General features: G+C 37.4%; 18 protein-coding genes. 1 reads left to right on the forward strand and 17 read right to left on the reverse strand.

Annotated elements, in window-relative coordinates; translation table 11 throughout:
• Positions 1-16: 16 nt before the first annotated feature.
• The 13 genes from CKV67_RS10300 to CKV67_RS10360 form a co-directional block, all read right to left on the reverse strand.
• A complete protein-coding gene (locus CKV67_RS10300; RefSeq protein ID WP_014093340.1) occupies positions 17-484 on the reverse strand; it encodes a PTS sugar transporter subunit IIB in 468 nt (155 codons plus the stop codon).
• Between the two features lie 19 nt (positions 485-503).
• Positions 504-1,205 (reverse strand): GntR family transcriptional regulator, encoded by a 702-nt coding sequence (locus tag CKV67_RS10305; RefSeq protein ID WP_014093341.1) that lies wholly within the window; start codon positions 1,203-1,205, stop codon positions 504-506.
• Positions 1,206-1,207: 2 nt separating this feature from the next.
• The gene (locus CKV67_RS10310; protein WP_014093342.1) at positions 1,208-1,939 is read right to left on the reverse strand and encodes a GntR family transcriptional regulator; all 732 of its coding nucleotides are present in this window, start codon (positions 1,937-1,939) and stop codon (positions 1,208-1,210) included.
• A 164-nt stretch (positions 1,940-2,103) separates the two neighbouring features.
• The gene (locus tag CKV67_RS10315; protein ID WP_014093343.1) at positions 2,104-3,099 is read right to left on the reverse strand and encodes an aldo/keto reductase; all 996 of its coding nucleotides are present in this window, start codon (positions 3,097-3,099) and stop codon (positions 2,104-2,106) included.
• Positions 3,100-3,217: 118 nt separating this feature from the next.
• Positions 3,218-4,915 (reverse strand): acetolactate synthase AlsS, encoded by a 1,698-nt coding sequence (gene alsS, locus CKV67_RS10320; protein WP_014093344.1) that lies wholly within the window; start codon positions 4,913-4,915, stop codon positions 3,218-3,220.
• A gap of 189 nt (positions 4,916-5,104) precedes the next feature.
• The gene (locus CKV67_RS10325) at positions 5,105-6,562 is read right to left on the reverse strand and encodes an ABC transporter substrate-binding protein (RefSeq protein ID WP_014093345.1); all 1,458 of its coding nucleotides are present in this window, start codon (positions 6,560-6,562) and stop codon (positions 5,105-5,107) included.
• Between the two features lie 19 nt (positions 6,563-6,581).
• Positions 6,582-7,553 (reverse strand): carbohydrate ABC transporter permease, encoded by a 972-nt coding sequence (locus CKV67_RS10330; protein ID WP_014093346.1) that lies wholly within the window; start codon positions 7,551-7,553, stop codon positions 6,582-6,584.
• 18 nt (positions 7,554-7,571) lie between these two features.
• On the reverse strand, positions 7,572-8,501 hold the full coding sequence (locus tag CKV67_RS10335; protein ID WP_014093347.1) for an ABC transporter permease: 930 nt from the start codon (positions 8,499-8,501) through the stop codon (positions 7,572-7,574).
• Between the two features lie 108 nt (positions 8,502-8,609).
• On the reverse strand, positions 8,610-10,094 hold the full coding sequence (locus CKV67_RS10340; protein WP_014093348.1) for a response regulator transcription factor: 1,485 nt from the start codon (positions 10,092-10,094) through the stop codon (positions 8,610-8,612).
• Positions 10,094-11,827, reverse strand: a complete 1,734-nt coding sequence (locus CKV67_RS10345; RefSeq protein ID WP_025280021.1) for a sensor histidine kinase — start codon at positions 11,825-11,827, stop codon at positions 10,094-10,096. Before CKV67_RS10345 ends, CKV67_RS10340 begins: the two co-directional genes overlap by 1 nt.
• Before the next feature lie 61 nt (positions 11,828-11,888).
• On the reverse strand, positions 11,889-12,500 hold the full coding sequence (locus tag CKV67_RS10350) for a YesL family protein (protein ID WP_014093350.1): 612 nt from the start codon (positions 12,498-12,500) through the stop codon (positions 11,889-11,891).
• Between the two features lie 59 nt (positions 12,501-12,559).
• On the reverse strand, positions 12,560-13,864 hold the full coding sequence (locus CKV67_RS10355; RefSeq protein WP_014093351.1) for a glycoside hydrolase family 125 protein: 1,305 nt from the start codon (positions 13,862-13,864) through the stop codon (positions 12,560-12,562).
• Between the two features lie 3 nt (positions 13,865-13,867).
• Complete coding sequence (locus tag CKV67_RS10360) at positions 13,868-16,525, reverse strand: alpha-mannosidase (protein WP_025280022.1); 2,658 nt, start codon at positions 16,523-16,525, stop codon at positions 13,868-13,870.
• 279 nt (positions 16,526-16,804) lie between these two features.
• Here CKV67_RS10360 and CKV67_RS10365 point away from each other — a divergent pair, with 279 nt between their 5' ends.
• Entirely contained in the window at positions 16,805-19,903 is a 3,099-nt protein-coding gene (locus CKV67_RS10365) for an alpha-mannosidase (RefSeq protein WP_025280023.1), read from the forward strand.
• Between the two features lie 68 nt (positions 19,904-19,971).
• Here the strand turns inward: CKV67_RS10365 and cspB are convergent, their stop codons facing one another.
• The 4 genes from cspB to ileS form a co-directional block, all read right to left on the reverse strand.
• Positions 19,972-20,172, reverse strand: coding sequence for a cold-shock protein CspB (gene cspB / locus CKV67_RS10370; protein WP_003720346.1), 201 nt, complete (start codon positions 20,170-20,172; stop codon positions 19,972-19,974).
• A gap of 289 nt (positions 20,173-20,461) precedes the next feature.
• Entirely contained in the window at positions 20,462-21,157 is a 696-nt protein-coding gene (locus CKV67_RS10375) for a phosphatase PAP2 family protein (protein ID WP_014093354.1), read from the reverse strand.
• 13 nt (positions 21,158-21,170) lie between these two features.
• A complete protein-coding gene (dapF, locus tag CKV67_RS10380; protein WP_014093355.1) occupies positions 21,171-22,160 on the reverse strand; it encodes a diaminopimelate epimerase in 990 nt (329 codons plus the stop codon).
• A 103-nt stretch (positions 22,161-22,263) separates the two neighbouring features.
• The gene (gene ileS, locus CKV67_RS10385) at positions 22,264-25,029 is read right to left on the reverse strand and encodes an isoleucine--tRNA ligase (RefSeq protein WP_014093356.1); all 2,766 of its coding nucleotides are present in this window, start codon (positions 25,027-25,029) and stop codon (positions 22,264-22,266) included.
• Positions 25,030-25,058: the final 29 nt, after the last annotated feature.

The raw sequence follows: 25,058 nt of genomic DNA on the forward strand, positions 1-25,058 counted from the left end.
ATCCCTGCTTTCGTTTTTATGCTTCAAAAATCACTTTTTTCTCATTTGGTACTTGTTGCATGAAAACATCAATAGCTTCTTTTTGCAATTCTTGTAATTTTTCTACTTCTTCGGCAGTTAAATTGATTGCTTTGGAGAAATTTGTTGTTCCTTCTCTTTGTTTTGTACCGCCTAAATTCAACATTGGAATCTTACCATTTGTTCCTTTTATTAATTTGTAAGCGTCACCAACTGATTCCACCACAACTAATAAATTATATTTGTCGGTAACACCTGAGTTGATGGAAGCAATACTTTCGTCAATGCTCTTCATCACTAGTTTTGCCGCTTCGGGTTTAGCAAGACGAATGGCAGATTTACGAAAATCATCTGCAGCTACCCCGTCATTTGCCACTAAAATTGTATTAACATCTAATGCATTAAACCAGGAAACTGCTACTTGCCCATGAAGTAAACGGTGATCTACACGTAGAAATTGAATCATTTTCTTTTCCTCCTTTTTCTTAGTTAAAATCAACTACATATTTGGTCGACTCAGCATCTTCATAATGATATTGAATAGCAATCGGCAACTGATTTTCGGCATAAAAAAGACTACTTAGTTTAAAAACAGGATCATTTTCTTTTAAATGCATATATTTCATTTGCTCATTGCCAGCTAAAACAAGTTGAAGTTCCTGTTCAAGCTCAAATAATTTATATTTACCCGAATTAACAAGCTCAATAATGTTGATAATATGTAAGTCTTTTACTTGTAAATCAGGATATAAACCGAGTGGTAAAATCAAGCGATCAAGCGTAACAGTGCGTTCATTCTTTTGGATGAACTTAACAGAATAAACTAGTTCGTTTTCTTTTATGCCAAACTTTTCCGCGTAGAAGGTGCCGGCTTTACGAACATAGAAATCTTTAATATCTTTTTTGGCGTCTTCCTTGGTATCATTTTTCATAACACCTGTCATTTCTAAAATGTTTTGTGCAGTTAATTTTGGTTCGACATATAAGCCAATACCATTTTTACGTACGACTAAGCCTTCCGCGACTAATAAATCAACTGCTCGACGAATCGTAGTTCGACTACTAGAAAAAATTTCTTGCAGCTCAGATTCACTGGGCATAAGCATTCCCGCTTTATATTCATCGCGATTAATTTTCTCTCTTAACTCGTAAGCTATCACTTCGAATAGTGGCTTTTTAGCACTCATCTTCACTCATCCTCCAAGTAATCAAATATATTTTTCGCGTTGATTTTGTACTTAATTTGATCACCAATTAGATATTGTTTACTGTACTCAAACGGCTCGTCATTTTGGTCAAACGCCTTACTTACTACTTCGAAAAGTGGTGTTTGCTTTTTGACTTTTAACACATGCGCTAAATCTTCATTCGCTGAAACAAAGCGCAATTCTTCGCGTCCGTATGTAGGTTTTATCTGGAAGCGCTCTTCTAACACATGGTAAAGCGATGTGTTATTTAAATCTATTTGTTCAATTCCCGGAAAACGAGCGCTATCTAGATACGATATTTCATAAGAAAAAGGTCTCCCTTCAATACTCCGCAATCTGACCAATTTGTAGAGAGGATTTTTTATGTCTGTTGTTAAAAAATGGTTTACTTCTTTTACACCTTTTGTTATTTCACTCGAAAGTACTGTAACTGTTTGGTCAGATGGCAACTGACTACTCATTGAATTCATCTTCAAAATATTAATCGTTTGTTTTGGATTAATTTCAATTCCTTTACGACTTCTTTTTTGGATGACTGCTTCTTTTTCAAGTGTATCAAGCGACCTTCTTAATGTGGTTCTACTTACCCCTAATTCCGATTCAAGTGTTCTTTCGGACGGAAAATCTAATTCGCCCCTCGCTGTCTTTTCTTGAATGAGTTGCCTTAATTGTTCTTCACTCTGTACAGCAGGCGATAAATCTTTGTATTCCATAGCTACACCTCTTATTTATCAATATCTAACCGGCTCAGAAAAAGATACAGGTTAATCATTTTTTAATACCACTTAATTGTAAACGGTTGCATTGGAGTTGTCAATAGCATTTTAAAATAAAAAAAGATGAAGCGCACACGGCAACTTCATCTTCACTAGTTAAATTATTTTTTTATCGGCAATGCTCCGACCACTGGATGGGGAACATATAATTCTTCTAAGTAGTCTACTTCTGTTTCTGAAAGCTTAATGTCAAGTGCTGCTACTGCGCTTTCTAGATGACTTTCTTTTTGCGCTCCGATAATTGGCGAAGTAATTCCTTGTTTAGTTAACATCCAAGCTAAGGCAATTTTATCTCTTGTCACTTGATGTTTCTCCGCTAGTTCAGCCACGCGCTCGATAATTCCTTTGTCTGAATCCTGAGTACCATCATATTTAGATTTTTGAACAGCATCGGTTTCTGAACGATAAGTAGTTTCTGCAAATTCTCGAGTTAGTCTTCCTGAAGCGAGCGGGCTATATGGTGTTATCGCAATTTTTTCATCCCGGCAAAATGGAATCATTTCCCGTTCTTCTTCTCGGTAAATCAAATTATAATGATTTTGCATCGAAACAAATTTTGTCCAACCATTTTTTTCAGCAACGCGTTGTGCTTTTTGGAATTGCCAAGCAAACATTGCACTAGCTCCAATATAACGGGCTTTTCCTGACTTAACAACATCATGCATCGCTTCCATTGTTTCTTCAATTGGTGTATTTTCATCAAAACGGTGGATGATATATAAATCAACATAATCTGTTTCTAAGCGTTTCAAACTTTGATCAATTTCACTTAAAATTGCTTTTCTAGATAAACCACTGCTATTCGGACGACCTGGTCGCATTGTAGAATGTACTTTAGTGGCAAGTACAATATCATCCCTACTAGCATAATCTTTCAAGGCGCGGCCAACAATTTTTTCACTTTCCCCGTAGGAATAAATATTGGCTGTATCAAAGAAATTAATTCCTAAGTCTAGTGCTTTTTTAATAATTGGTCGACTATTCGCTTCGTCTAAAACCCATTTATGCACCCATTTATCTTTGTCACCAAATCCCATTGTTCCTAGGCAAATTTTTGAAACATCCATTCCAGTATTTCCAAATTTCACATATTCCATTTAGTATTCCTCCTTTATTAATCCTATCTACAGCATATACCTTGAAGCCCACTCCAAGTCAAATTTTATCCTAAAAAAAGAAAACCTTTATGTCAAATCAAGGTTTTCCAGCATTTTCTTAATAAAATTGATCTGGTAGTATAGTTTCTCCAAGTTTGATATTATCACGATAATCAATTGGAATATCCACGACTACCGGCCCTTCTGATTCAAGCGCTTCTTTTAAAACATCGGCTAAATCTTCTGGCTTTGTCACTCTAAGTCCTTTTGCCCCAAAGCTTTCCGCAAATTTCACAATATCTACATCGCCGAAACGAACAGCTGCTTCTTTGCCGTATTTCATTTTTTGTTGGAAGGCAACCATGTCGTAGCTACCATCATTCCAAACTAGATGAACAAGTGGTGCGCGCAATCTAACAGCCGTTTCAAGCTCCATTGCCGAAAACAGGAATCCACCATCCCCCGATATCGAAACTACTTTTTCACCGGGATGAACGAGTGTTGCCGCAATCCCCCATGGAAGTGCCACACCAAGCGTTTGCATTCCATTACTGAAAAGCAGACGGCGTGGTTCATAGGAACGGAAATGACGAGCCATCCAAATATAATGCGAACCAACATCTACAGTTACAGTAACATTATCATCAATGGCGGAACGAAGCGTTTGAATAACGGACAGCGGATGAACACGATTCGTTTCATCGCTGACAGGTGGAACATCTCTTTCTTCTAATTTATTATGAAGCTCTTTTAAAGTTTCCAATTCTTTATCCGCTAGTTCTAACCCACTAAATTTAGCATTAACACGGTCCAACGTTAGTGATATATTTCCTACTAGTTCTGTGACCGGTTGGTAATAGTGATCAATATCAGCACGAATATCATCTATGTGGACAATAGTTCGATCTCCAGATGTGTTCCAAGCTTTTGGATCGTATTCAATTGGGTCATAACCGACTGTAATGACTAAATCAGCTTTGTTAAGAAGGATATCTCCAGGTTGATTACGGAACAAACCTACACGACCAAAGAAATTATCTTCTAAGTCACGCGAGATAACTCCCGCTGCTTGGAATGTTTCAACTACGGGAATACTTGTTTTTTGAAGTAAACGACGAATCGCACCTGTTACTTCCGGACTTGAAGCGCGCATTCCTAGTAATAAAACTGGCAATTTTGCTTTTTTCAAGCGAGAAACTAATTTCGCCACTTGTTCTTTCGATGCTGGGCCATTTTCTGGTTTTGCTAGTGGACGAATTGCTTTTACAGGTACATTTGTTTCATTAACAATATCTTGTGGCAAACTGATGAAAGCTGCACCTTGGTTAGGCTCCGTTGCTGAACGAAATGCGTTAGTGATTGCTTCTGGTATACTTTCAGCGTGGACAACTTCTTCGCTATATTTAGTAATTGGACGAAAGAGAGCAGCGTTATCCATCGATTGGTGGGTTCTTTTGAGGCGATCTTGTCTAGTTACGTTTCCAGCAATTGCCACCACAGGATCCCCTTCAGCAGTTGCGGTTACAAGTCCTGTTGCAAGATTAGACGCACCTGGTCCACTTGTTACTAAAACAACTCCTGGTTTTCCAGTTAAACGACCAATTGCTGCAGCCATAAAAGCAGCATTTTGTTCATGTCGACTAACAATCAATTCTGGACCGCGGTCTTCCATGACATCGAATACTTTGTCGATTTTTGCGCCCGGGATCCCAAATACATGTGTTACACCCTGATTAATTAAGCTATCAACAACTAAATCTGCGCCAGATTTCCCTTGGTTTACTTTTTTTTCTTGTTCTTTTTCTAATTTCGCCATTTCCATCATCCTTTGTTATATAAAATAATTAAAAATTAATAGTACAGTTTATGATTCGAATTCATTCACAAGATTATTATACTACTAAAAGTAATTATTGCAATACTATCAACTCAAAAACTGTTATATAATTTTATAAAAACTGTTATATCAAAAAAGAACTTAGCCTAAACTAAGTTCTCTCCTCTTTTATTTTTTTGATGCACGGTATTCATCGTATTGTTTTTGCATTTCTTTCATTACTTTTTCCATTCCTGCATCATTTAATTTGTCTTTAAATTTCGCTGTATATTCTACTGGATCTACTGTTCCAGTAAGTAGAGCTGGAGCAAATTCGTTACAAACGTTAGTAATCGAGGCTATCTCAGTCCTTACCTTGGCGGAATCAAAGTAGAATCCTAATCCTGGAGAGGCTACTGATTTTTTGTTGAATGTTTTGAATTGGTCCCATTTGTCGACTGGTTCATCTTCGTATAGTTTCAAAATAAAGTGATTTCCAAGTGCGTAGGTAGGCATGGTATAACGTTCTACTCGAGCTGGCAAATCTTGAATTTTACCATCTTCTAGTTCTTTATAGTGCGTCCCTTCAATTCCTTTGTCAATTAGGTTACGCAGATATTCATCTGTATTAAGCAAGTTGAGGAATTTTACTGCTTCCGCTGGATGTTGACTCGTAACGGATACAGCTTGAATCGCACCGGTTACAGAATTATTTTTGATGATTGGTGTTTCAGCAATTGGTTGAGTAACTACTTTATATTTACCACCTGTGTTTTTATCCCAAATTTTTTCTGCATATGGTTGGTATTTTTCAATACGTACAAACCAGTTTTCTTTATCATAAGACAATGGATCTGTGGAAGTTGCGATATCTTTTGTTACATAACCTTTTTGATAGTAACCGTGAAGTGACTTAAGTACTTCTAAGGTATCTGGTTGATCATAAAAGTTCACAATTTTACCAGTATCTTCGTATTGATTAACAGCAAATGGAAGTGGTACGGAGTTATCAATTAGATAATCGTAGGCAAATGCAGGTTTAAAATCTTTATTCCCCCCAATTGGTGTAATGCTTGGTTCATTCTCTTTAATCGTTTTTAGCATTGGCTCTAAATCACTGAAATTTTTCACTTTTGTTACATCCATTTTGTATTTATCTACTAAGTCTTTATTAAAAACATACACTTGTTGTTCACCGATTTCTTTGTTGGAAGGTACGCCGTATATATTACCTTCAATTGTTGCACCGTTCCAAAGTACTTTATTTAACTCTTCTTTCATTTCTTTGCCTTCATTATCCAGATATTTGTTTAAAGGTAAAAATGCACCTTTTTGTGAATAAGAAACAAATTCTCCAGCAGCAGAGTATGCAATGTCAAAATTTTCACCTGAGTTAATAACGGTTTGCATTCGTTTTCCGTAGTCGCCCCAATCAATCTGAGTCATTTCTACTTTGACACCGATTTTCTTTTCGGTATATTTATTAACTTCTTTCATGACTTCTTTTGTGTCTTTTTGCGGTGTTCCTATCATGTACCATTTCAATGTTGGAACGTCATTCTTGTCTGCTTTTTCACTGCTCCCACAAGCGCTTAATCCTAGCAATAAGCAAAGTGATGCAATGATTATTCCCCATTTTTTTTTCATCTGTTTTTCCTCCATTTTTTTATTCTTTAACGCCGCCGATTGTTAGCCCACTAATAAAGTATTTTTGGAAAAACGGATAGGTGATAGCGATTGGTAAAGTCGAAATAACAACCATCGCCATTTTTGCTCCGTCTTGCGGTATGGACTGGAATGCGCCGGCAGTATAAGCAACTGCTGAGTTTTGCCGCATAAATTCTAAGTTGTTCTCAATTTTCATAAGCAACGATTGTAATGGAACTAAATTTGGATTATCAATGTAAAGGGATGCTTGGAACCAATCATTCCAGTATCCGAGAGTAGAGAAAAGGGCAATTGTCGCAAGTCCTGGTAAGGAAAGCGGGATAACCATTTGTAAAAATATCCGTAATTCTCCGGCACCTTCAATTCTTGCTGCTTCCAAAATTGGTTCTGGAATCGAGCGTAAGAAGAATGTACGCATAATCATTATATAAAAAGCATTCATCGCGAGCGGTAAAATAAGCGCCCAGATGCTGTTTCGCAAATGTAAGAACTGCGTCATAACAATATATGCCGGCACCATACCACCACTAAACAGCATTGTAAAAAAGGCGATAAAAGTAAATTGACGGCGATATTTAAATTGTGGCCTAGATATTGCGTAAGAATATAGAGCAATCATCGCAACGCTACACACAGTTCCAACTACCGTAACCAAGATAGTCACACCATATGATTGCAGTAACTGTCCTTTCATATTCCATAAATATTCATATGCTTCCGTGCTCCACTCTTTCGGTATCAGTTGAAAGCCATTTGTCGCAAGAGATGTTTCACTTGAAAACGAGATAACAATAATGTATAGGAATGGGAAGATACAGATAAGTGCAAGGAAAGCGAGCAAAATATTCATCGCTATATTCATTTTTTTATTAAAACCGATAATGTCTTTTGCAGGTTGATTTTTACTTGGTTTATTCACATCGCCTCGTACTTGTTCTATTTCGCTGATTGCTTCAAGCTCTTCTGCCAAGTAATCTCGCCTCCTTTTTTAGAATAACGCATATTCTGGGTTTATTTTTTTCACGATATAGTTGGTGAGCATCACAAGGATAAAGCCGACAATTGACTGATAAAAACCGGCTGCTGCACTCATACTCATATCCCCGAGCGAAGTTAATCCTCGGTATACATATGTATCAATAACGTCCGTCACCGGATAAAGTGGTCCTGAATTTCGCGGCAATTGATAAAATAAACCAAAGTCTGAGTTAAAAATTTTCCCGACATTCAAAATCGTTAATATTACCATTAGTGGTGTTAATGCTGGAATCGTTACATGGCGGATTTGTTGCCATTTTCCAGCTCCGTCAATCATTGCCGCTTCGTAGTAAGTACGGTCAATCCCAGCGATAGCAGCTAAATAGACAATACTTCCGTAACCAAGGCCTTTCCAGATATTCATCATAATTAGGATAAACGGCCAATATTTCGGGTCGTTATACCATGAAATCGGATCTTGTCCAAAAGCGACTAAAATATTATTCACCAAACCGCTATCTTCACTCAAAAAGCTAAATAGGAAGTAACTAACGACTACCCACGATAAGAAATGCGGAAATAGCATCCCCGTTTGATAAATTTTTGCTCCTCGTTTGTTTAGTAAACTATTAAATATAATCGCTAGCGCCACACCAAGAATTAGACCAACAATAATAAATACTAAGTTATAAAGAACCGTGTTTCGAGTAATAATAAAAGCATCGTTTGTTTGGAATAGGAATTTAAAATTTTCAAGTCCCACCCAGTCGCTACTCATAATACTGGATAAAAAGCCTTTTCCATCAATCCGGTAATCTTTGAATGCAATAACTGTACCGAACATCGGTAAGTAAGAGAAAATCAAGAACCAAATAACACCCGGAAGTACCATTAATAGCCAAATCCAATTTGCTCGAATTTGCGATAAAAATTTTCTCAATCCATCCACCCCTCTTTATTTGTAAGTGCTTTCAACATATTAAGTTTATCGTTTTTAGAGGGATTTAAACAGTTGCTGATGTTTAGATTTATAGACAAATATTAGTTTTTATTGATGGGTTTTCCGGTAGCGATTTGGTGTTTCTCCAGTATGTTTTTTAAACTGGCGATAAAAGTAAGCCATATCTGTATAGCCAGATTTTCTAGCGATTATCGTTAAGTTCGCTTGCGTCAATAGCAATTCTTCTTTCGCATAATTCACCCGGTAACGGTTCAGATAATCCGTAAAATGCTCCCCCATTTCTTTTTGAAAAAGTTGTCCTAAGTACACCGCGTTAATATGAAAGTCATTACCGAGTGTTTTCAAAGACATCCCTTCCGCAAAATGTTCCCTGACATAATTAAGGACATTTTGAATAATCGGGCTTTTGGCTTCGTCGGTTTGTTTTTTGCGATTATAATAACTTATCGCATAGGCCAAAGTTATTTCTTCTAACCCTTTAATACTTGTTTCTGCAGCGATTTTCTCCATTGATTCATTTAATTCTTTGGGATCAGATTCCGCTAGCATTACTAACAATTCATTGAGAATATGCAACATTTGGTGCGGGTCACTTTCTACTTTATGATCTATCCACTCTTGGAAAAAATTTCTAATCCAAGCTTTGATTTCTTTTTCATTATTCATCACGAATAGTTTGGCGAGCTGGTGTTGTTTTCTTTTTGGGCGCCAAGTATGTTTCGTTCGTTTTTGAAGAGCTATCAAACTCCCGCTATCTTGTACTAACCGTTCCGGAAGTAGTCTTGTTAGTTGACGGAAAGCCTGCGGATACATTATTTCACCCTGCACTTTTTCACTAACAAATAAATAAAAAGCATCATTTTCCAAATGGCTCCTTATATCACTTTGAATCGCTAAAATTTGCTCCGATAAAGACGTTATTTCTTCTAGTCCAATAATGATTTCATTTTCAAGTGTTAGTAGCATAAATGGATATTTTTCCCGGTATGCTTCTGAAAGTCGTTTCCAATTTTCTGTGTTTACTTGTTTGGTTGGTTGAATTTGAATAAGTACCGCATCTTTTGTTTGACCGAGTGTCATATCGTATAACGCTAGCCGTTCTTCCCACTCTTCTTTGTTAATTCGTAAATGTAACCAGCGCCAAATCGTATTATCCCGCAAAATGTAGTAGGCTTCTTCTCTTGGTATTACTTTGTCCGTCACTTGTTTCTTCTCTATTTGAATGAGTGTTTCTTTAAGTTCTTGTTCGTTTAAAGGTTTTAATAAATAATTTTCAATACCAGCAGAAAGTCCGCGTTTAATATAATGAAAATCTTCAAAACCAGATAAAACAATTGTTTTCGTCGTTGGTTGCCTTTTTTTCCATTCATCTATTAGTTCCAAACCATTCATTACTGGCATTTGAATATCGGTTAACAACACATCTACTTCTTGCTCGCTAAACATTTCTAAAGCAACTACACCATTTTTAGCTGTTCCAACCACTTCAATTTCTTGCTCAAACTCTGGAATAATACTTTCCAGACCTCTGACAATAAGAGGCTCATCATCTACTAGTACAATCTTCAGCATTATTTTTCTCCTCCCGTATGCGCTGGTACTTGGAATAAAATAATCGTACCTTCATTCAACTTACTCATGATGCTCAAGTGATAGGCTTCACCATAAAGCAATTGCAGCCGTTTATTTAAATTTGCCAGCCCGATATGACTTGTTTCCGCTTTGCTTTCAATTGTCATTTGTACTTCTGCTAATTTTTCAGCATCCATTCCTGAACCATTATCTATCACTTCAAAAAGCAAATTATTATTTTCTGCTGTAACTGTAATTTTCACTTTTGGCTGGCTATTTTCTTTATATGCATATTTAAAAAAGTTTTCGATCAAAGGTTGTAAGGCAAAACGTGGAATTGATGTATTATTGAAGCGTTTTTCGATATTAATTTCTAAAGTAACTGGTTGTTCGTGGCGCATTTCCATGAAGCGAACATATTGTTTGACGTAGTTGATTTCTTCTTCAAGGGTTGTAATTTCGCGATGGTTGGCTGTGTATCTTAATAATGTAGCAAGTTGGTAAATCATATCACTGGTTGCTTTAGCTCCTTCTACGCGTGCATTCATCCGGATTACTTCTAGTGAATTATAAAGGAAATGTGGTTGAACTTGACCTTGAAGCGCTTTCATTCTTGCTTTTTGTTCTTCCATTTCAAGCGTATATACCTTTTTAATGTAAGCATCTAAATTTTCAGTCATATGATTAAAACATTCGCTAATCATCGTTAATTCATCACCTTGATTGTCCACTGGTAGTTTGGCATCAAGCGTTCCCTTTTCCACCCGATTCATTCCACCGATAATCGTCAAAATTCGCTTAGAATAGCGCCTGCTAATAATAAAATTAATACTAACCGAGAAAATAACTAAAAGTAGACCTATTCCAAATAAAGCAATCTCAATAAGCGGAACATTACCATCATTTACACTATATAAATAAGTGTTGATTTTTAAACCGCTTATTTCATTTTCTATATTTTGGTAGTACATTTTTTTATTATTTATGTCAAGCCAACCTTGTTTTTTAAGAGTATTCAGATGTTCTACTGGATGGTTTGTATATAACTCTGCTCCTTTATCATTCGTTACTTGAAAGATAGAATTTTTATAGTTTTTTGTAATCGATTTATTTAAAACGGCGGAATCAATATAAAGCAACAAATAGCCCATTTGCTTTAACGTGCTTGGATCATTGATTGGCTGTTTAACGACAATTTTATTTTCAATGGTATAAAAGTTTCCTTCTTTGGATGCTTGTTTTATAATATTTTCTTCCCCGTAAGTATCAACTGTTTCTTTCCATTCACGGTAATGACTTGGAAAAGTATATGAAAAGCTACCATCGTCCGAAACTAGTTGAAGCGCAATAATATCTTCATCATACGAAAAATAAGACCGTAAATAAGTTTCCATATCTACAGAATAAAAACTTTTACTTTTGAAATAATTATCGATATTTTGCTCTGTGTAACTACTATAATCATTAGTCATGGCAATTTGGACATCTTGCATTAAATCGCTATTTCGGTAAATATCTTGCGTCAAACTGATTAATGCTTTTTGCTTATCTTGGAGTGTATCTAACTGCTTATTCGCAATCGTTTCCGTCGCTTTTAAATTCGCATCTAGTTGAATATTGGTATAGTATTTATAAATGAAAAAAAGCAATAAACTTACTGTAAAAAGGCTTGTTAGGGAAAAAATCAGTAGCATTCTTTTAAAAACTCGTTTGCGCGGTAATTCTTGCGTCATTTTGTTTACCGCCCCCTCTCCTTTTTCGATTATTACATACTATTACCAATATTGTAAGGGGTTACTTTGGCTCAATTTGCTTGAAGCGTTGCAAGTTGATTTTCATAATCCAATAACTTGGCAACACCCCAGAAATAAATAAAATAAAAGCTGGCATTTTGGAAATTAACCATGCACAAAAAACAAGGCCAACCACAATCATAAAAGTGTTTTTTAGGCTAGTGAATGCTAATAGGAACGATTGCGCGACATATGCTCGAACATTTTTCATTTTGAAGTGGACAAACACAGTAAAATATTGCAATAAAGCAATTCCAACTATAAATAATAAAAACATTAAAAAGAAATATAATATCGTTGACCAAAAACCTTGCATTAATTCAAAAACAATTCGTAAATCAACATATAGAAACAGACCAATAGTAGCAAAAATTCCTCCAGCCAAATTAGCTGGAATAAAAGCTTTTTTATACGTCGTCCATGCTAATTTCCAAACGGAAACATCTAATTCTCCTCTTGCCCATTTTCTAGTAATCGTAAAAAGTGCCACAGTCGCTGGCATAAAACCAAACACTAACCCACCTATTAACACGAGAAAAAGCCATACCAAATTAGTCCAAACAAGTCGGATAATCCAATCACTAATAACGGAAAATTTATCAATAAGTTTCATTTGTTTACTCCTTCGATAGTAAGAGAAAGCCTGAGTTTACCGCTCAGACTTGTTCTTTTTTATTTGCTTAATGGGCTTCCTTTGACATAAATATTGCACAAACTTAAGACAAATTCACTAAACATTGCGTTTGACCAGGCGAACCAATCACGAGTAAATTCAGCTGGATTCGACGCATTAACCCCTTCATGCATATAATCGGTGTCACCATCGCTTGCAATTAACATTTCCAATATTGCTAGCTTCTCATCCGCTGTTTTAGCAGTTAACCCTTGAATGTTCAGAGCAATCGGCCAAATATAATGATCGGGGGTGTGCGGACTTCCGATTCCTTTTAATACGGTTCCTTCTACATAATAAGGATTATCTCGGCTAAGAATTAAGTTTCTAGTCGCTTGGTAAATAGCATCTTCTTTAGAACAAAAACCAAGATACGGTGCGGCTAATAAACTTGGGACATTCGCATCATCTATAAAGAGCTTACGACCAGTTCCATCTACTTCATATGCGTAGACATCACCATAATAAGGATGCGATTCTTTGGCAAACTGATCGATTCCTGTAGCAACCTCCTTTTTCAGTTGTAAACTGGTTTCTAAAAGTTGGTTGTCTTCCGGATAAAACTGCGCCGCTATTTCTTGAATATAGTCCATCACTACCACTAAAAACATATTGCTTGGAACAAGGTAACCATAAAGGCAAGCATCATCACTTGGTCTAAATCCACTCCACGACATACCTGTATAGCTTACATCTGTACCTTTACCATTATTATTAAGCGTATCTGACTGCCGAACATTTTCCCGCTCAAAACGGTATCGGCTTTGTTCTGGATGATTTTGTTCTATTTTAAAGACTTGGATAATTTGGTGTAACGCTTGTCTGAATTCTTCTGTGAAATGGCCGGTATGATCCGTGCTTTTCCAAAGAAGATATGCCAACTGAACCGGGTAACAAAGTGAATCAATTTCATATTTACGTTCCCATACTAAGCTTGTCATTGCGGTTTTATCATTTTGAAAGCCCGCACCATTTGCACTTTTATTGAATGCATTGGCATACGGATCATGAAGAATACATTTCGTTTGTAATTTGACGAGATTTTCAATTAAAGTGGCCATTTCCTCATCTTCTTCCGCCACAATCAGATAAGGTCTAATCTGGCTAGTTGAATCGCGTAACCACATTGCTGGAATATCACCAGTAATGACAAAGGGGAGTCCTTCTTCTGTTTCTTGCAATGTGGTTGTATACGTGTTAGTAAAGCATTTTTCAAACATCCGGTGTAACTTTTCATTTTCTGGAAAAGTTATTTTTACTTTATCAATCCATTTGTTAAAACTCGCTGGAAATTTTTTTGTCATTCGTTACACTCCTTTTAATGTGATAATCTCATTTGGTTGGATCGTGAAAGTTGTTTCTTGTCCTTCACTAGTCTTTTCTAGAATAGTTGATTTCCCCCAAGTATGGATGGTTTGAAGAATGGTTGGTTCGTTTCTAGTTTGATAAAAACGGATGATTCGTTTATTATCTTTCGCAAGTTTGAATGTAGAGAAAATGAGTCCATCTGCTGCCTTCCATTTCGCAAAATTTTGGCTTTCTGGAAGAATTTTTTCTTTCACTGTTGGTTTATGTTGAATGGCAAAAGTGGGAGCAAGTATTCCATTCACTTGGGCAGGAATCCCACTATTTACGATGTTTGTTTCGTTTGTTAGCAACACATAAAACTCCGCGATAATTTCACGATGACATTCTGCTTCGTAAGCTGAGAAATCTCCCCAATCACCAATTTCGGAAACAGCTCGTAATAAAGTTAATTCGATTCGGTCGCCAGTTTGGCTTACTTCATACTCTGGTAAACCATGACTTGCAATTACTATATTTCCACTTGTGACAAATGCTTGACTGCGATTATCTTGTGCCGGATTTGTCCATTCTTTTACTTGTTTATTTGGGCGGGTTGTAACCTCAAAAACACTTCCTGCTTGGTGTGTTTCGCTAGTTCCGCCTGTCGGGAATAAGGCCCGGAAACGGTGATCATCCGCTTTATTATCGATTTTGACCCGAACAGCTAGTTGTTTATCCTGTTTATTTAGCGTAAGTTCGGTTATAACTTTCAATACTAGCTGGTTTTCAGAGCGTGAACTTTGCCGTTCCGGATGCCAAACTAAGCGTCTTTTTTCATCAGCAAATGCAGCACTGGCACTCTCTGGGATTTCGATTTCGTGGACAATTTCAATCGTTTTACCCAATTTATCTTCACGTAATATGCTAATTGTTGGCTTCGATTGAAGGGTGTTTATGCGTAACTTATCGCCTGCTTCTTTAAACATATATTCGTTACCAATATCGCCAACATCCTCGTATGCACCAAGCGCCAATGCCTCTACGCCACTATGTTTATCTAATAAAGAATAGGTTCCATTAGCAGCTACTTCTACTTTCAAAAAGTTATTTTCTAGTATATGCTCTGAACTCATTTCCGCTCTCGTTTCCACCTCAGTAATAGCATGCGCATAAAGTGTTTCATAACCAACTGCTGGTAAATGCCCCACCGTAAAAGTTAACTTATATCTTCTTGCAAAATAGGAATCACGGAATTTCCGTTCAGGTAAGTCATAATTAAAATGAATTCCAAGCGCCTCCACCACTACTGGAACCTCTATGCCTTCACTTGTTTCAAGCCAGAAACTTTGAGCCGGAAGTTTTGCTAATTCATCCGGTATTTGCTCAAAATGCATTTCTGAAAAATGAATTTCATCTGTTTCTAGTTCTATTTCGATAGTTTTAGTTGCTTCAACCCCGCCTGCATAAAAAATGGTTATTGGGATTCCATCTTTCGAAGTAGTTATCTGCTCCGTTAGCTTACGTGCAGCATTCGTAATGAGCGACATGATCACTTGCTCCACTTTTTCAAAACGGGTTTCCATCTCACGGTGAACCTCATCCAAACTACAAGCTGTGATGCTGTCATGGATTTGATTTTCCATTAATAATTTCCATGCAAATGCAAGATATTCATGTGGATATGTGAGACCTGCTTCACTCGCCATCACCGACATTGGTTCCGCAAGTCTTTCTAATAAACGTTCCATTTTTTCATTTGCTTGTTTTAAATAAATTCGAGAAGAAGCGGTGTTTGCAAGCGTTGACCAACCATCCGATTGTTGGCTCGTTAACTCGCCATAAACGGTTTGTAATTTTTCTGGTTCGAGATTCTTTTTTACTGCTTCTTGATAGCGCTCAAGATGACTATGGATAAAGTCGATTTCTGGATAAAGTTCTTTAGCGACCTTGATTGCTTCTGCTAAATCTGTTTGCACTGGTTGGTGGTCGCACCCATTCATAAATAACCATTCGTCCGTGGAAGCAAATCGTTCCACATCCGCTAATTTTTTGTCCCAGAAAATTTTTGCTGCTTCTTTTTCTACCGGGATTTCATTACCATTGGAATACCAATTCGCAAGTAAAATCCCTAAAACCTTGGAACCATCTGGACTTTCCCAGAACATTTCGGAATATTTAGAGGCAAATGCACTACCTAAAACTTGATTATTAAAACCAGTTGGATTAACCCCACGCCCAAAAACAACTGTATCAAATCCTGCTTGGCTCATTAATTGCGGAACTTGACCGTAAAGTCCAAAAGTATCTGGAAAATAACCAATTTTTTCAACATGACCAAATTCTTCTGCCATTTCTAAGCCATATTGCAAGTTTCGAATATTGGCTTCTCCGCTCGTTAAAAAAGCATCTTGTAACATGTACCATGGTCCAATTCTTAATTTCCCATCGGCCACAAGCTGCTTCATTTTTTCACGTTTCGCTGGCTTTACGGCTAAGTAATCCTCTAGCATAATCATTTGTCCATCCATATGAAAATGATTAAAGCCCGCTTCCATATCGAGTAACGTTTCTACCTCGTCCATCAAGGTTACGAGCTTAAATCTTAAACTTTCTAGTGGTAAAAACCATTCTCTATCCCAGTGAGAATGAGATATAATATGCGCTTTCTTTCTAGTCATTTTGCCCCTCCAAACATTCTTTTTGTATTCGCTTTCAAGCTAAGTATAGTAAGGGATAAAGCGAATTGCAATGCTCACAGAAAAACTACTATGAATAATCCATTTTCCCTTGATTTGTCCATTTCTGAAAAGCGTAATTCCCTTCGCTCTAGAGATAGGCAGAAATAAGCCGGTGCGATCCCTTCAAAAGCTAAATTGACTTCTTTTCCCGCTATGATATATTGAAACCATTCTAGAGAAATAAATCCATTTTGAAAAAGAGAGGATATGAGTAGACTGGTGTTTTTTACAAAAGAGAAATTATTGCGTAGATTGGATGAAATTGCACTCTATCGTTATGAAAAAAAATGCCCGATGACGATTTTTCAAACTGCCGAAGATATCGCCGGGGAAATTTCCGCAAGGCCAGAAAATGTGATTTATGACAGCGAGCTTGAAATAGGTGCCAAATGGACTGGGCGAGATCGTTATTTATGGTTAAAAACAGCCGTAACTTTCCCTGAAGTAAAAGAGAATACACGCTTAATCGGTTACTTTGATTTTGGGAATACAGGTGATGGTCATAATTCTGGTTTTGAATCGTTATTATTCGTGGACGGGAAGCCGTTCCAAGGTGTCGACCAAAATCACCGCGAAGTCCTTTTTCCAGATAGTTTTGCCGGAACAACGACGGAGCTTACTTTTCGTTTATGGTCTGGCCTTGAAGGAGGCGGCGCTCAAACAGTTCAAACCCACCAGTTGAAAGAAGCATTTATTGGCTATTTAAATTTAGCCATAGATGATTTATATTTCACTAGTAAAGCAGCGCTCAAAACATTGGACGAACTGGAAGAAAGAAATCCAAGTTATGCCAGTCTTCTTCAGGCTGTTAATCGTGCTTATTTAGCAATTGACTGGTCTGTATCTGGCTCAAAGAAAAATATCGCATCGATGGAAACCGCCAATCAAATCCTCCAAAGCGCAGTAACAGACCTGCCGAAAAACTTCCCTGTCAAAGTAGCTGCCATTGGACATACACATATTGATGTCGCTTGGCTTTGGCGTTTAAAACATACCCGTGAGAAAGCAGCACGTTCCTTTTCAACAGTACTTCATTTAATGGAAGACTACCCGGAATATTTATTTTTACAATCGCAACCACAACTCTATGCTTATATAAAAGAAGATTATCCAGAAATTTACGAAAAAATGAAAGCAAAAATTAAAGATGGCACTTGGGAAGCGGATGGCGGCATGTGGCTTGAAGCCGATTGTAATATTCCGAGCGGGGAATCTTTAGTACGCCAAATGCTTTACGGTCAAAAATTTTTACGAGAAGAATTTGGAAAACCGTCCAGTTTTTTATGGTTACCAGATGTATTTGGCTACAGTTGGGCTTTACCACAAATTCTTCGTAAATCTGGGATTAAAACATTTATGACAACTAAAATCAGTTGGAATCAATATAACCAGATGCCGCATGATACCTTTCAGTGGCGCGGGATTGACGGAACAGAAATATTAACTCATTTTATTACGGCACCTGAAAAAAACAGCCACATTTCCACTTATAATGGCAAAATGACTGCACGTGAGCTCGCTGGACTTTGGACAAAATATCAAGATAAAGACATCAATCAGGAACTTTTACTAGCTTATGGTTACGGAGACGGTGGAGGCGGAGTGAATCGGGAAATGCTTGAGATGCGCCGTCGCTATGATAAAATGCCGGGAATTCCAGAAGTGCAGCCAAAAAGTGCGACAGATTACTTCCATGACTTACATGAAACTATCGAAAAAACCGATCAGTACGTTCATACTTGGAACGGTGAACTTTACTTTGAATATCACCGAGGGACTTATACAAGTCAAGCTTTTACTAAAAAAATGAATCGCAAACTTGAGCTTGGTCTGAGAGATAGTGAATGGCTATCCGTGTTAGCATATTTAAAACAAGGCGCACCCTATCCAAGGGGGAAATTAGCTGGCATTTGGCAAATTTTATTACGAAATCAGTTCCATGATATTATTCCCGGCTCTTCCATCAAAGAAGTTTATGATGATGCTTTAATCGAATATACAGAAGCAATGACTGGAAATACTGCTCTTATTACCGAACAGCTAAGGAATTTAACAACTCCTGAAAGCGAAAAAATAACACTCTGGAATAGTTCTACTTGGTCGCGTCCACGTTACATCGAAGTTGCACTAGAGAACACCGAAGAATCATTCGCTTTTTATGATGAGACAAATGTACCACTCCCAACACAAAAATTAACAACCGGAAAATGGTTGATCCAACACGCTAACCTTCCAGCGCTTGGTGCAGCAAGTATTTCAACAGTGAAAACAACGACTATCTTAGAAAAGTCTTCTTTTGACTATACAGAGAAACAGTTGGAAACTCCTTTTTACCAAGTTACCTGGAATGAGCAAGGACAGTTCACATCCATTTTTGACAAAAAAAATAACCGCCAAGTATTAGCGGAAAATGCGCTTGGTAATGTTTTCCAATTATTTGAAGATAAACCAATGTGGCATGACGCTTGGGATATTGACTTGTTTTACCAAGAGAAACAAACAGAAATTACTAACTTAAGTTCTTTTGAAATAGTAGAAAACGGACTGCTTCTTCTCACAGTGAAACAAATACTTCGCTCAGAAAAATCTCAAATCACGCAGTTAATCCATTTTTATCATGATAGTCCGGAAATTCGATTTGAAACAGAAGTAGATTGGCAAGATCGAAATCAATTGTTGAAAGTTGCCTTTCCGGTTTCGGTTCATGCAAGTGAAACTAGTTATGATATTCAGTTTGGTAACGTGAAGCGACCTACTCATTGGAATACAAGCTGGGACTATGCCAGATTTGAAACAGTAGGTCATCAATGGGCTGATTTATCCGAGAAAAATTATGGCGTTAGTTTACTAAACGAATCGAAATATGGCTATGATATTAAAGATTCTACCATTCGCCTAACCTTACTTAAAGCAGCTGGATACCCAGATCCACAAGCTGATTTAGGTATCCAAAGTTTCACCTATTCGCTTTATCCACATAGCGGTGATTTCCTTGATGCGAAAACAGTACAAACAGCTTGGGAACTTAATAACCCTATTTTCACCTCCAATGGTGCAGTAGTATCATTTTCCCTTTTCCAAATTACGAACCCTTATGTGGTGATAGATAGTATCAAGCAAGCTGAAAATGGCAATGGACTGATCGTTCGTTTGCATGAATTTGCTGGCACACGTGGAGAAGTAACGCTAACAAGTGATTACACCATAACGGCGATTAGCGAATGTAATTTACTAGAGGAAGAGGAAGAAGCAGGCGTAAGTACTACTTTCCAAATTACTCCATTCGAAATTAAAACATTCCGAATTCATTTAGCATAAAAAAATACTCAGCAAAACTTCTCCCTAAGAAGTCCGCTGAGTGTTTTTATTCGTTTAACATAAGCAAATTAAAGTTTTGTAACTTTTTCTGCTTGTGGGCCACGTTGACCTTCAACGATTTCAAATTCAACGCTTTGACCTTCGTCTAAAGTTTTGAATCCATCACCTTCAATAGCGCTGAAGTGTACGAATACATCATCTCCGCCTTCTACTTCGATGAAGCCGAAGCCTTTTTCACTGTTAAACCATTTTACTGTACCTGTTTGCATATTTCACAAACCTCCAAAAATTTTCTTAATATGTTTCTTTTACTAACGAAAAACGTGTTAACAACTAGCTAACTTCTTTTTCAATTACAAAATTCACATATTATCAAAAGTACTGACACAAATCAATACTCTTGATAATACATAAACCCGCTTGCTTCAACACTTATATATTAACGCCATCCGCCAAATAAATCAAGTGAAAAAGCTGCACGGTTACAAAATAGATTATTCAGTTTACTAACTAAAAAACCCCACTACAAGTGAATTCACTCATAACAGGGTTTTCTTATTATTCGATAATACTTCTATCTTTAATGCGCCATTTTACAAGTAAGTTATGTAGTGGTTTACGGGCAATAAAGTAGACACCTAGTGAAATACAAACGGACGCTGTTCCAAGGAAGAATCCCCCAAGGACGTCGGTTGGAAAATGTACTCCAAGGTAAACACGTGTATACATCACAAACAAAATAAATCCATACGTAATAAGTCCAATGACAATCTTTTGCCAAATTTTAGGAACTGTGAGAATTAAAAACATACCAGCGAGTCCATAAAATACAGCCGTTGCTGTCGCATGTCCACTTGGGAAACTAAAACCTGATTCATTAATTAACCAATTAACGCTATCTGGGCGATTTCTACCAACCAACGTTTTTAATGCTAAGTTTAGTACCACACCACAAACAAGCATCGTTCCTCCAAACCAAAGACCAACCACAAATTTACGTAAGAAAAATAGAATCAAAACGACAACAACCGTTAAAATAATGGTTGTTTCCGCACTTCCAAGGTTTGTAACTAATTTGACGATGGATGTTTTATCTGGTTGAATCCCACCACGAATTTTTTCAATCCAGTTTAAATCAAAACGCGCTACCCAGTTACTTTCCGTAGCAATAGCTGAGGCAATAGTAATAAATAAAATAAGACAAACTCCGCCGATAACGAATAACGGTGTTGCTTTTTTTCGATTTGTGTTCATGGTTAACTCCTTTTCAATCTGTTGTTTTTAAAAACTGTTTTACTTCTTCTGCAAGTTGCACGTAGCTTGCTTGTTCGGCAGTATTTTCACTTGTTAGTGGTTCAACTACATCCCCGTTATAGCTAACTGTTCCAACACTTACAAAAGTGGCATTACCAATTAATTGTAGAGAAATCTCTCCACTTCCGTCTTCTTTCGCGGTGACTTGCACTATACCGCCATCATTATAAACATTAAGCGGCGTTTCAAGTGTATCATTATCCAGCATTTTTTTTATTAAACTACTAGCAGACATCGCTGTTCCACAAGCATTAGTAAAGCCAACACCACGTTCATAGGTGCGTACGTATATGGCATTGTCGTTTAATCGTTTTACAAAACTAACATTGACACCATCTGGAAAAAAAGGATTTTCGCCATTTAAGTAGCTAGCTAGTTTTTCTTGTTTATTGGAATCTAATACCGCTTGATTCACAAAAGAAATTAAATGTGGGTTTGGGACAGAAACAGCTGAAAAGGCCAGTTCTGCATCTAATTCTGGGACAATTTGATTAATTAATTTCTCTACTGGTAAATTCATCGGCAAGCTTTCTGGTGTAAATTTGACAGGAGAAATTTCGACTTGATAAGTTGGAATCTCAAATCCAAGCGAATCAGCTTTTTTAACATCTAAAACAGCTTTCATCGTTTCCACTTTTGCTTCGGTTAAGCGATGTTTTTCGAGTAGGTAACGAGCAACTGTTCTTAAACCATTACCACACATCGAAGCAAGTGAGCCATCTGAATTAACTACTTTCATTTGACCAATAGTTCCTGCTTTACTGCTTTTAGTAACAAACAAGATTCCATCCGCACCGCCAAGAGCATGTGCTTTATTACATAGTTTTATCGCAAAATCAGCACGATGAGCATCAGACCAGCCACTGATATTATTTTCTTCTTCATCTACTAAGAAAAAGCTATTTTGCGAACCATGTACTTTTGTATAGTGAATTGTTGCCATTCCTCCGAGCCACTCCTTTGTTTAGAATTACGTCTATAATACCACAATTTAAAATAAAAATGCTTGGGGAACCTTTTATTAGGATTTTCCCCAAGCACACGTTTTAAGCTTCGTAGTTTTTTACAACAATATCAGCACAACGTCCACATAAAGTTGGATGATTTGGATCTGCACCAACATCTTTTTTCACTACCCGACAACGTTCACAAGTTTCCCCTTCAGCAACAGTTATTTGAACTGCTACTTGATTTGCTTTCAGTGCGGATTCAGGAGCATTTTCTAATCCTTCTACTAATTCAAAATCAGACACAATAAATAGTTGTGCAAAATCGCCTTCAAGTGAATCAAATAGTGTTTTCGCTTCCCCGTCGACATATAAAGTTACTTTTGCAAGCATTGATTTACCGATTAGTTTCTCATTGCGTGCAAATTCTAATGCTTTTTGAACATGATCACGGATTTGCATAAACGCGTCCCATTTCACCGTAACTTCTTCACTACCAGCTAAAACCTTCACTTCTGGTAAATCTTGTAAATGAATACTTTCTGCACCTTCAGAATTTAAGCTATTCCATACTTCTTCTGTCGTATGCGGTAAAATTGGTGCAAGTAATTTGGTCAACGTAACAACCGATTCATAAAAGACGGTTTGCATAGCACGGCGATCAGGACTATCTGCCGCTTCAATATAAACGACATCTTTTGCAAAATCCATATAAAATTGACTTAACTCTACTGTACAGAAATTATTAATTTGATGATAAATAGTCGAAAATTCAAATGCTTCATAACTATCTTTGACATTTTTAACGAGGTCATTTAGCTTGATAAGCATGTATTTATCTACTTCACGTAAATTTTCATACGAAACACTGTTGGTCGTTGGTTCAAAATCATTAATATTTCCAAGCAAGAAACGCATTGTATTACGGATTTTACGGTATACTTCAGAAACTTGTTTTAAGATTTCATCACTGACACGAACATCGGCTTGATAATCTACAGAAGCAACCCATAGACGAACAATATCCGCACCAAGTTGTTTGATTACTTTGCCTGGAAGAATCGTATTTCCAAGTGATTTACTCATTTTGCGACCTTCTCCGTCAAGCGCGAAACCGTGGCTAAGCACATTACGGTATGGCGATTCACCAGTTACAGCAACTGCAGTAGTTAAAGATGAATTGAACCAGCCGCGATATTGGTCAGAACCTTCCATGTATAAATCGGCTGGACGACTTAATTCTGGACGAGCATTCAGAACTGCTTGATGGCTAGAACCCGAATCAAACCAAACATCCATGATATCCGTTTCTTTTGTAAATTCACCATTTGGGCTACCAGGATGAGTAAATCCAGCTGGTAACAAGTCTTTCACATCACGTTCAAACCAAACATTGGAACCATGCTCGCGGAAAAGTTCTGAAATATGGCTGATTGTTTCATCTGTGATAATTGCTTCTCCATTTTCTGCGTAGAAAATCGGAAGTGGCACACCCCATGCACGTTGGCGAGAAATTACCCAATCGCCGCGGTCACGAACCATATTGAATAAACGTGTTTCTCCCCATGCGGGTGTCCAGTTAACACTTTTCACCGCTTCTAATAAATCGTCCCGGAAAGCATCAATGGAGGCAAACCATTGTGCGGTTGCACGGAAAATCACTGGTTTTTTCGTCCGCCAATCATGTGGATAAGAGTGAGTAATGAACTCCATTTTAAGTAATGCGCCTACTTCTTCTAGTTTTTCTGTAACCATTTTATTAGCAGTATCATAAAATACCCCTTCAAACCCCGGTGCTTCGTCTGTAAATACACCGCGATCATCCAGTGGAGCTAATACTTCTAAATTATATTTTTTACCGATTAAAAAGTCATCTTCCCCGTGTCCAGGAGCTGTATGCACAGCTCCAGTTCCTGCTTCTGCTGTGGCATGTTCGCCGTTCATTACTAAGGAATCACGGTCATAAAATGGATGCTTCGTAACGACGCGGTCAAGTTCAGAACCACGAACAGTTTTAAGAACGACGGCATCTTCAAAGCCAAGTTTTTCACGCAAGCTAGGTAGAAGTGCCTCTGCTACAACATACTTTTCTCCAGCAGATTCAAGCACCACATAATCCAAATCTGGGTTAACTGTGATTCCCATATTCGCAGGAATGGTCCACGGTGTTGTAGTCCAGATAACAATGTTTGTACCTGGTTCTAATACACCTTTACCATCTGTTACTTTAAAAGCAACGAAAATCGATGCTGATTTTTTATCTTGATATTCGATTTCAGCTTCCGCAAGAGCGGACTCACTGGATGGAGACCAATAAACTGGTTTTTTCCCTTTATAAATGTAGCCTTTTTTTGCCATTTCGCCAAAAACTTTAATTTGTTCTGCTTCATATTCTGGTAACATCGTGATATATGGATTTTCCCAATCACCACTGATTCCTAGGCGTTTAAAACCAGTCCGTTGACCATCTACTTGAGTCATCGCATATTCCGCACAAAGCTTACGGAATTCAGCAACAGACATTTCTTTACGTTTCACCCCTTTTTTGGCAATGGCTGTTTCAATTGGAAGACCATGTGTATCCCAACCAGGTACATACGGTGAACGGAAGCCGGCCATCGATTTATAACGAACAATGATATCTTTAATTGTTTTATTTAATGCGTGCCCCATATGAAGCTCTCCATTAGCATATGGAGGTCCGTCATGCAAGATGTAGCTTGGACGACCTGCATTTTTTTCTTGGATTTTTTCATATAATTTTTCTTCTTCCCATTTTGCTTGCCACTCAGGCTCTTTATTTGGCAAATTGCCACGCATTGGAAAGTCTGTTTTTGGCATTAGTAAAGTATCTTTATATTCCATGTTCTCTTCTCCTTCAAATCGTTATTTTT

The organism is Listeria ivanovii subsp. ivanovii, from assembly GCF_900187025.1.
GTDB classification, from domain to species: Bacteria; Bacillota; Bacilli; order Lactobacillales; family Listeriaceae; genus Listeria; species Listeria ivanovii.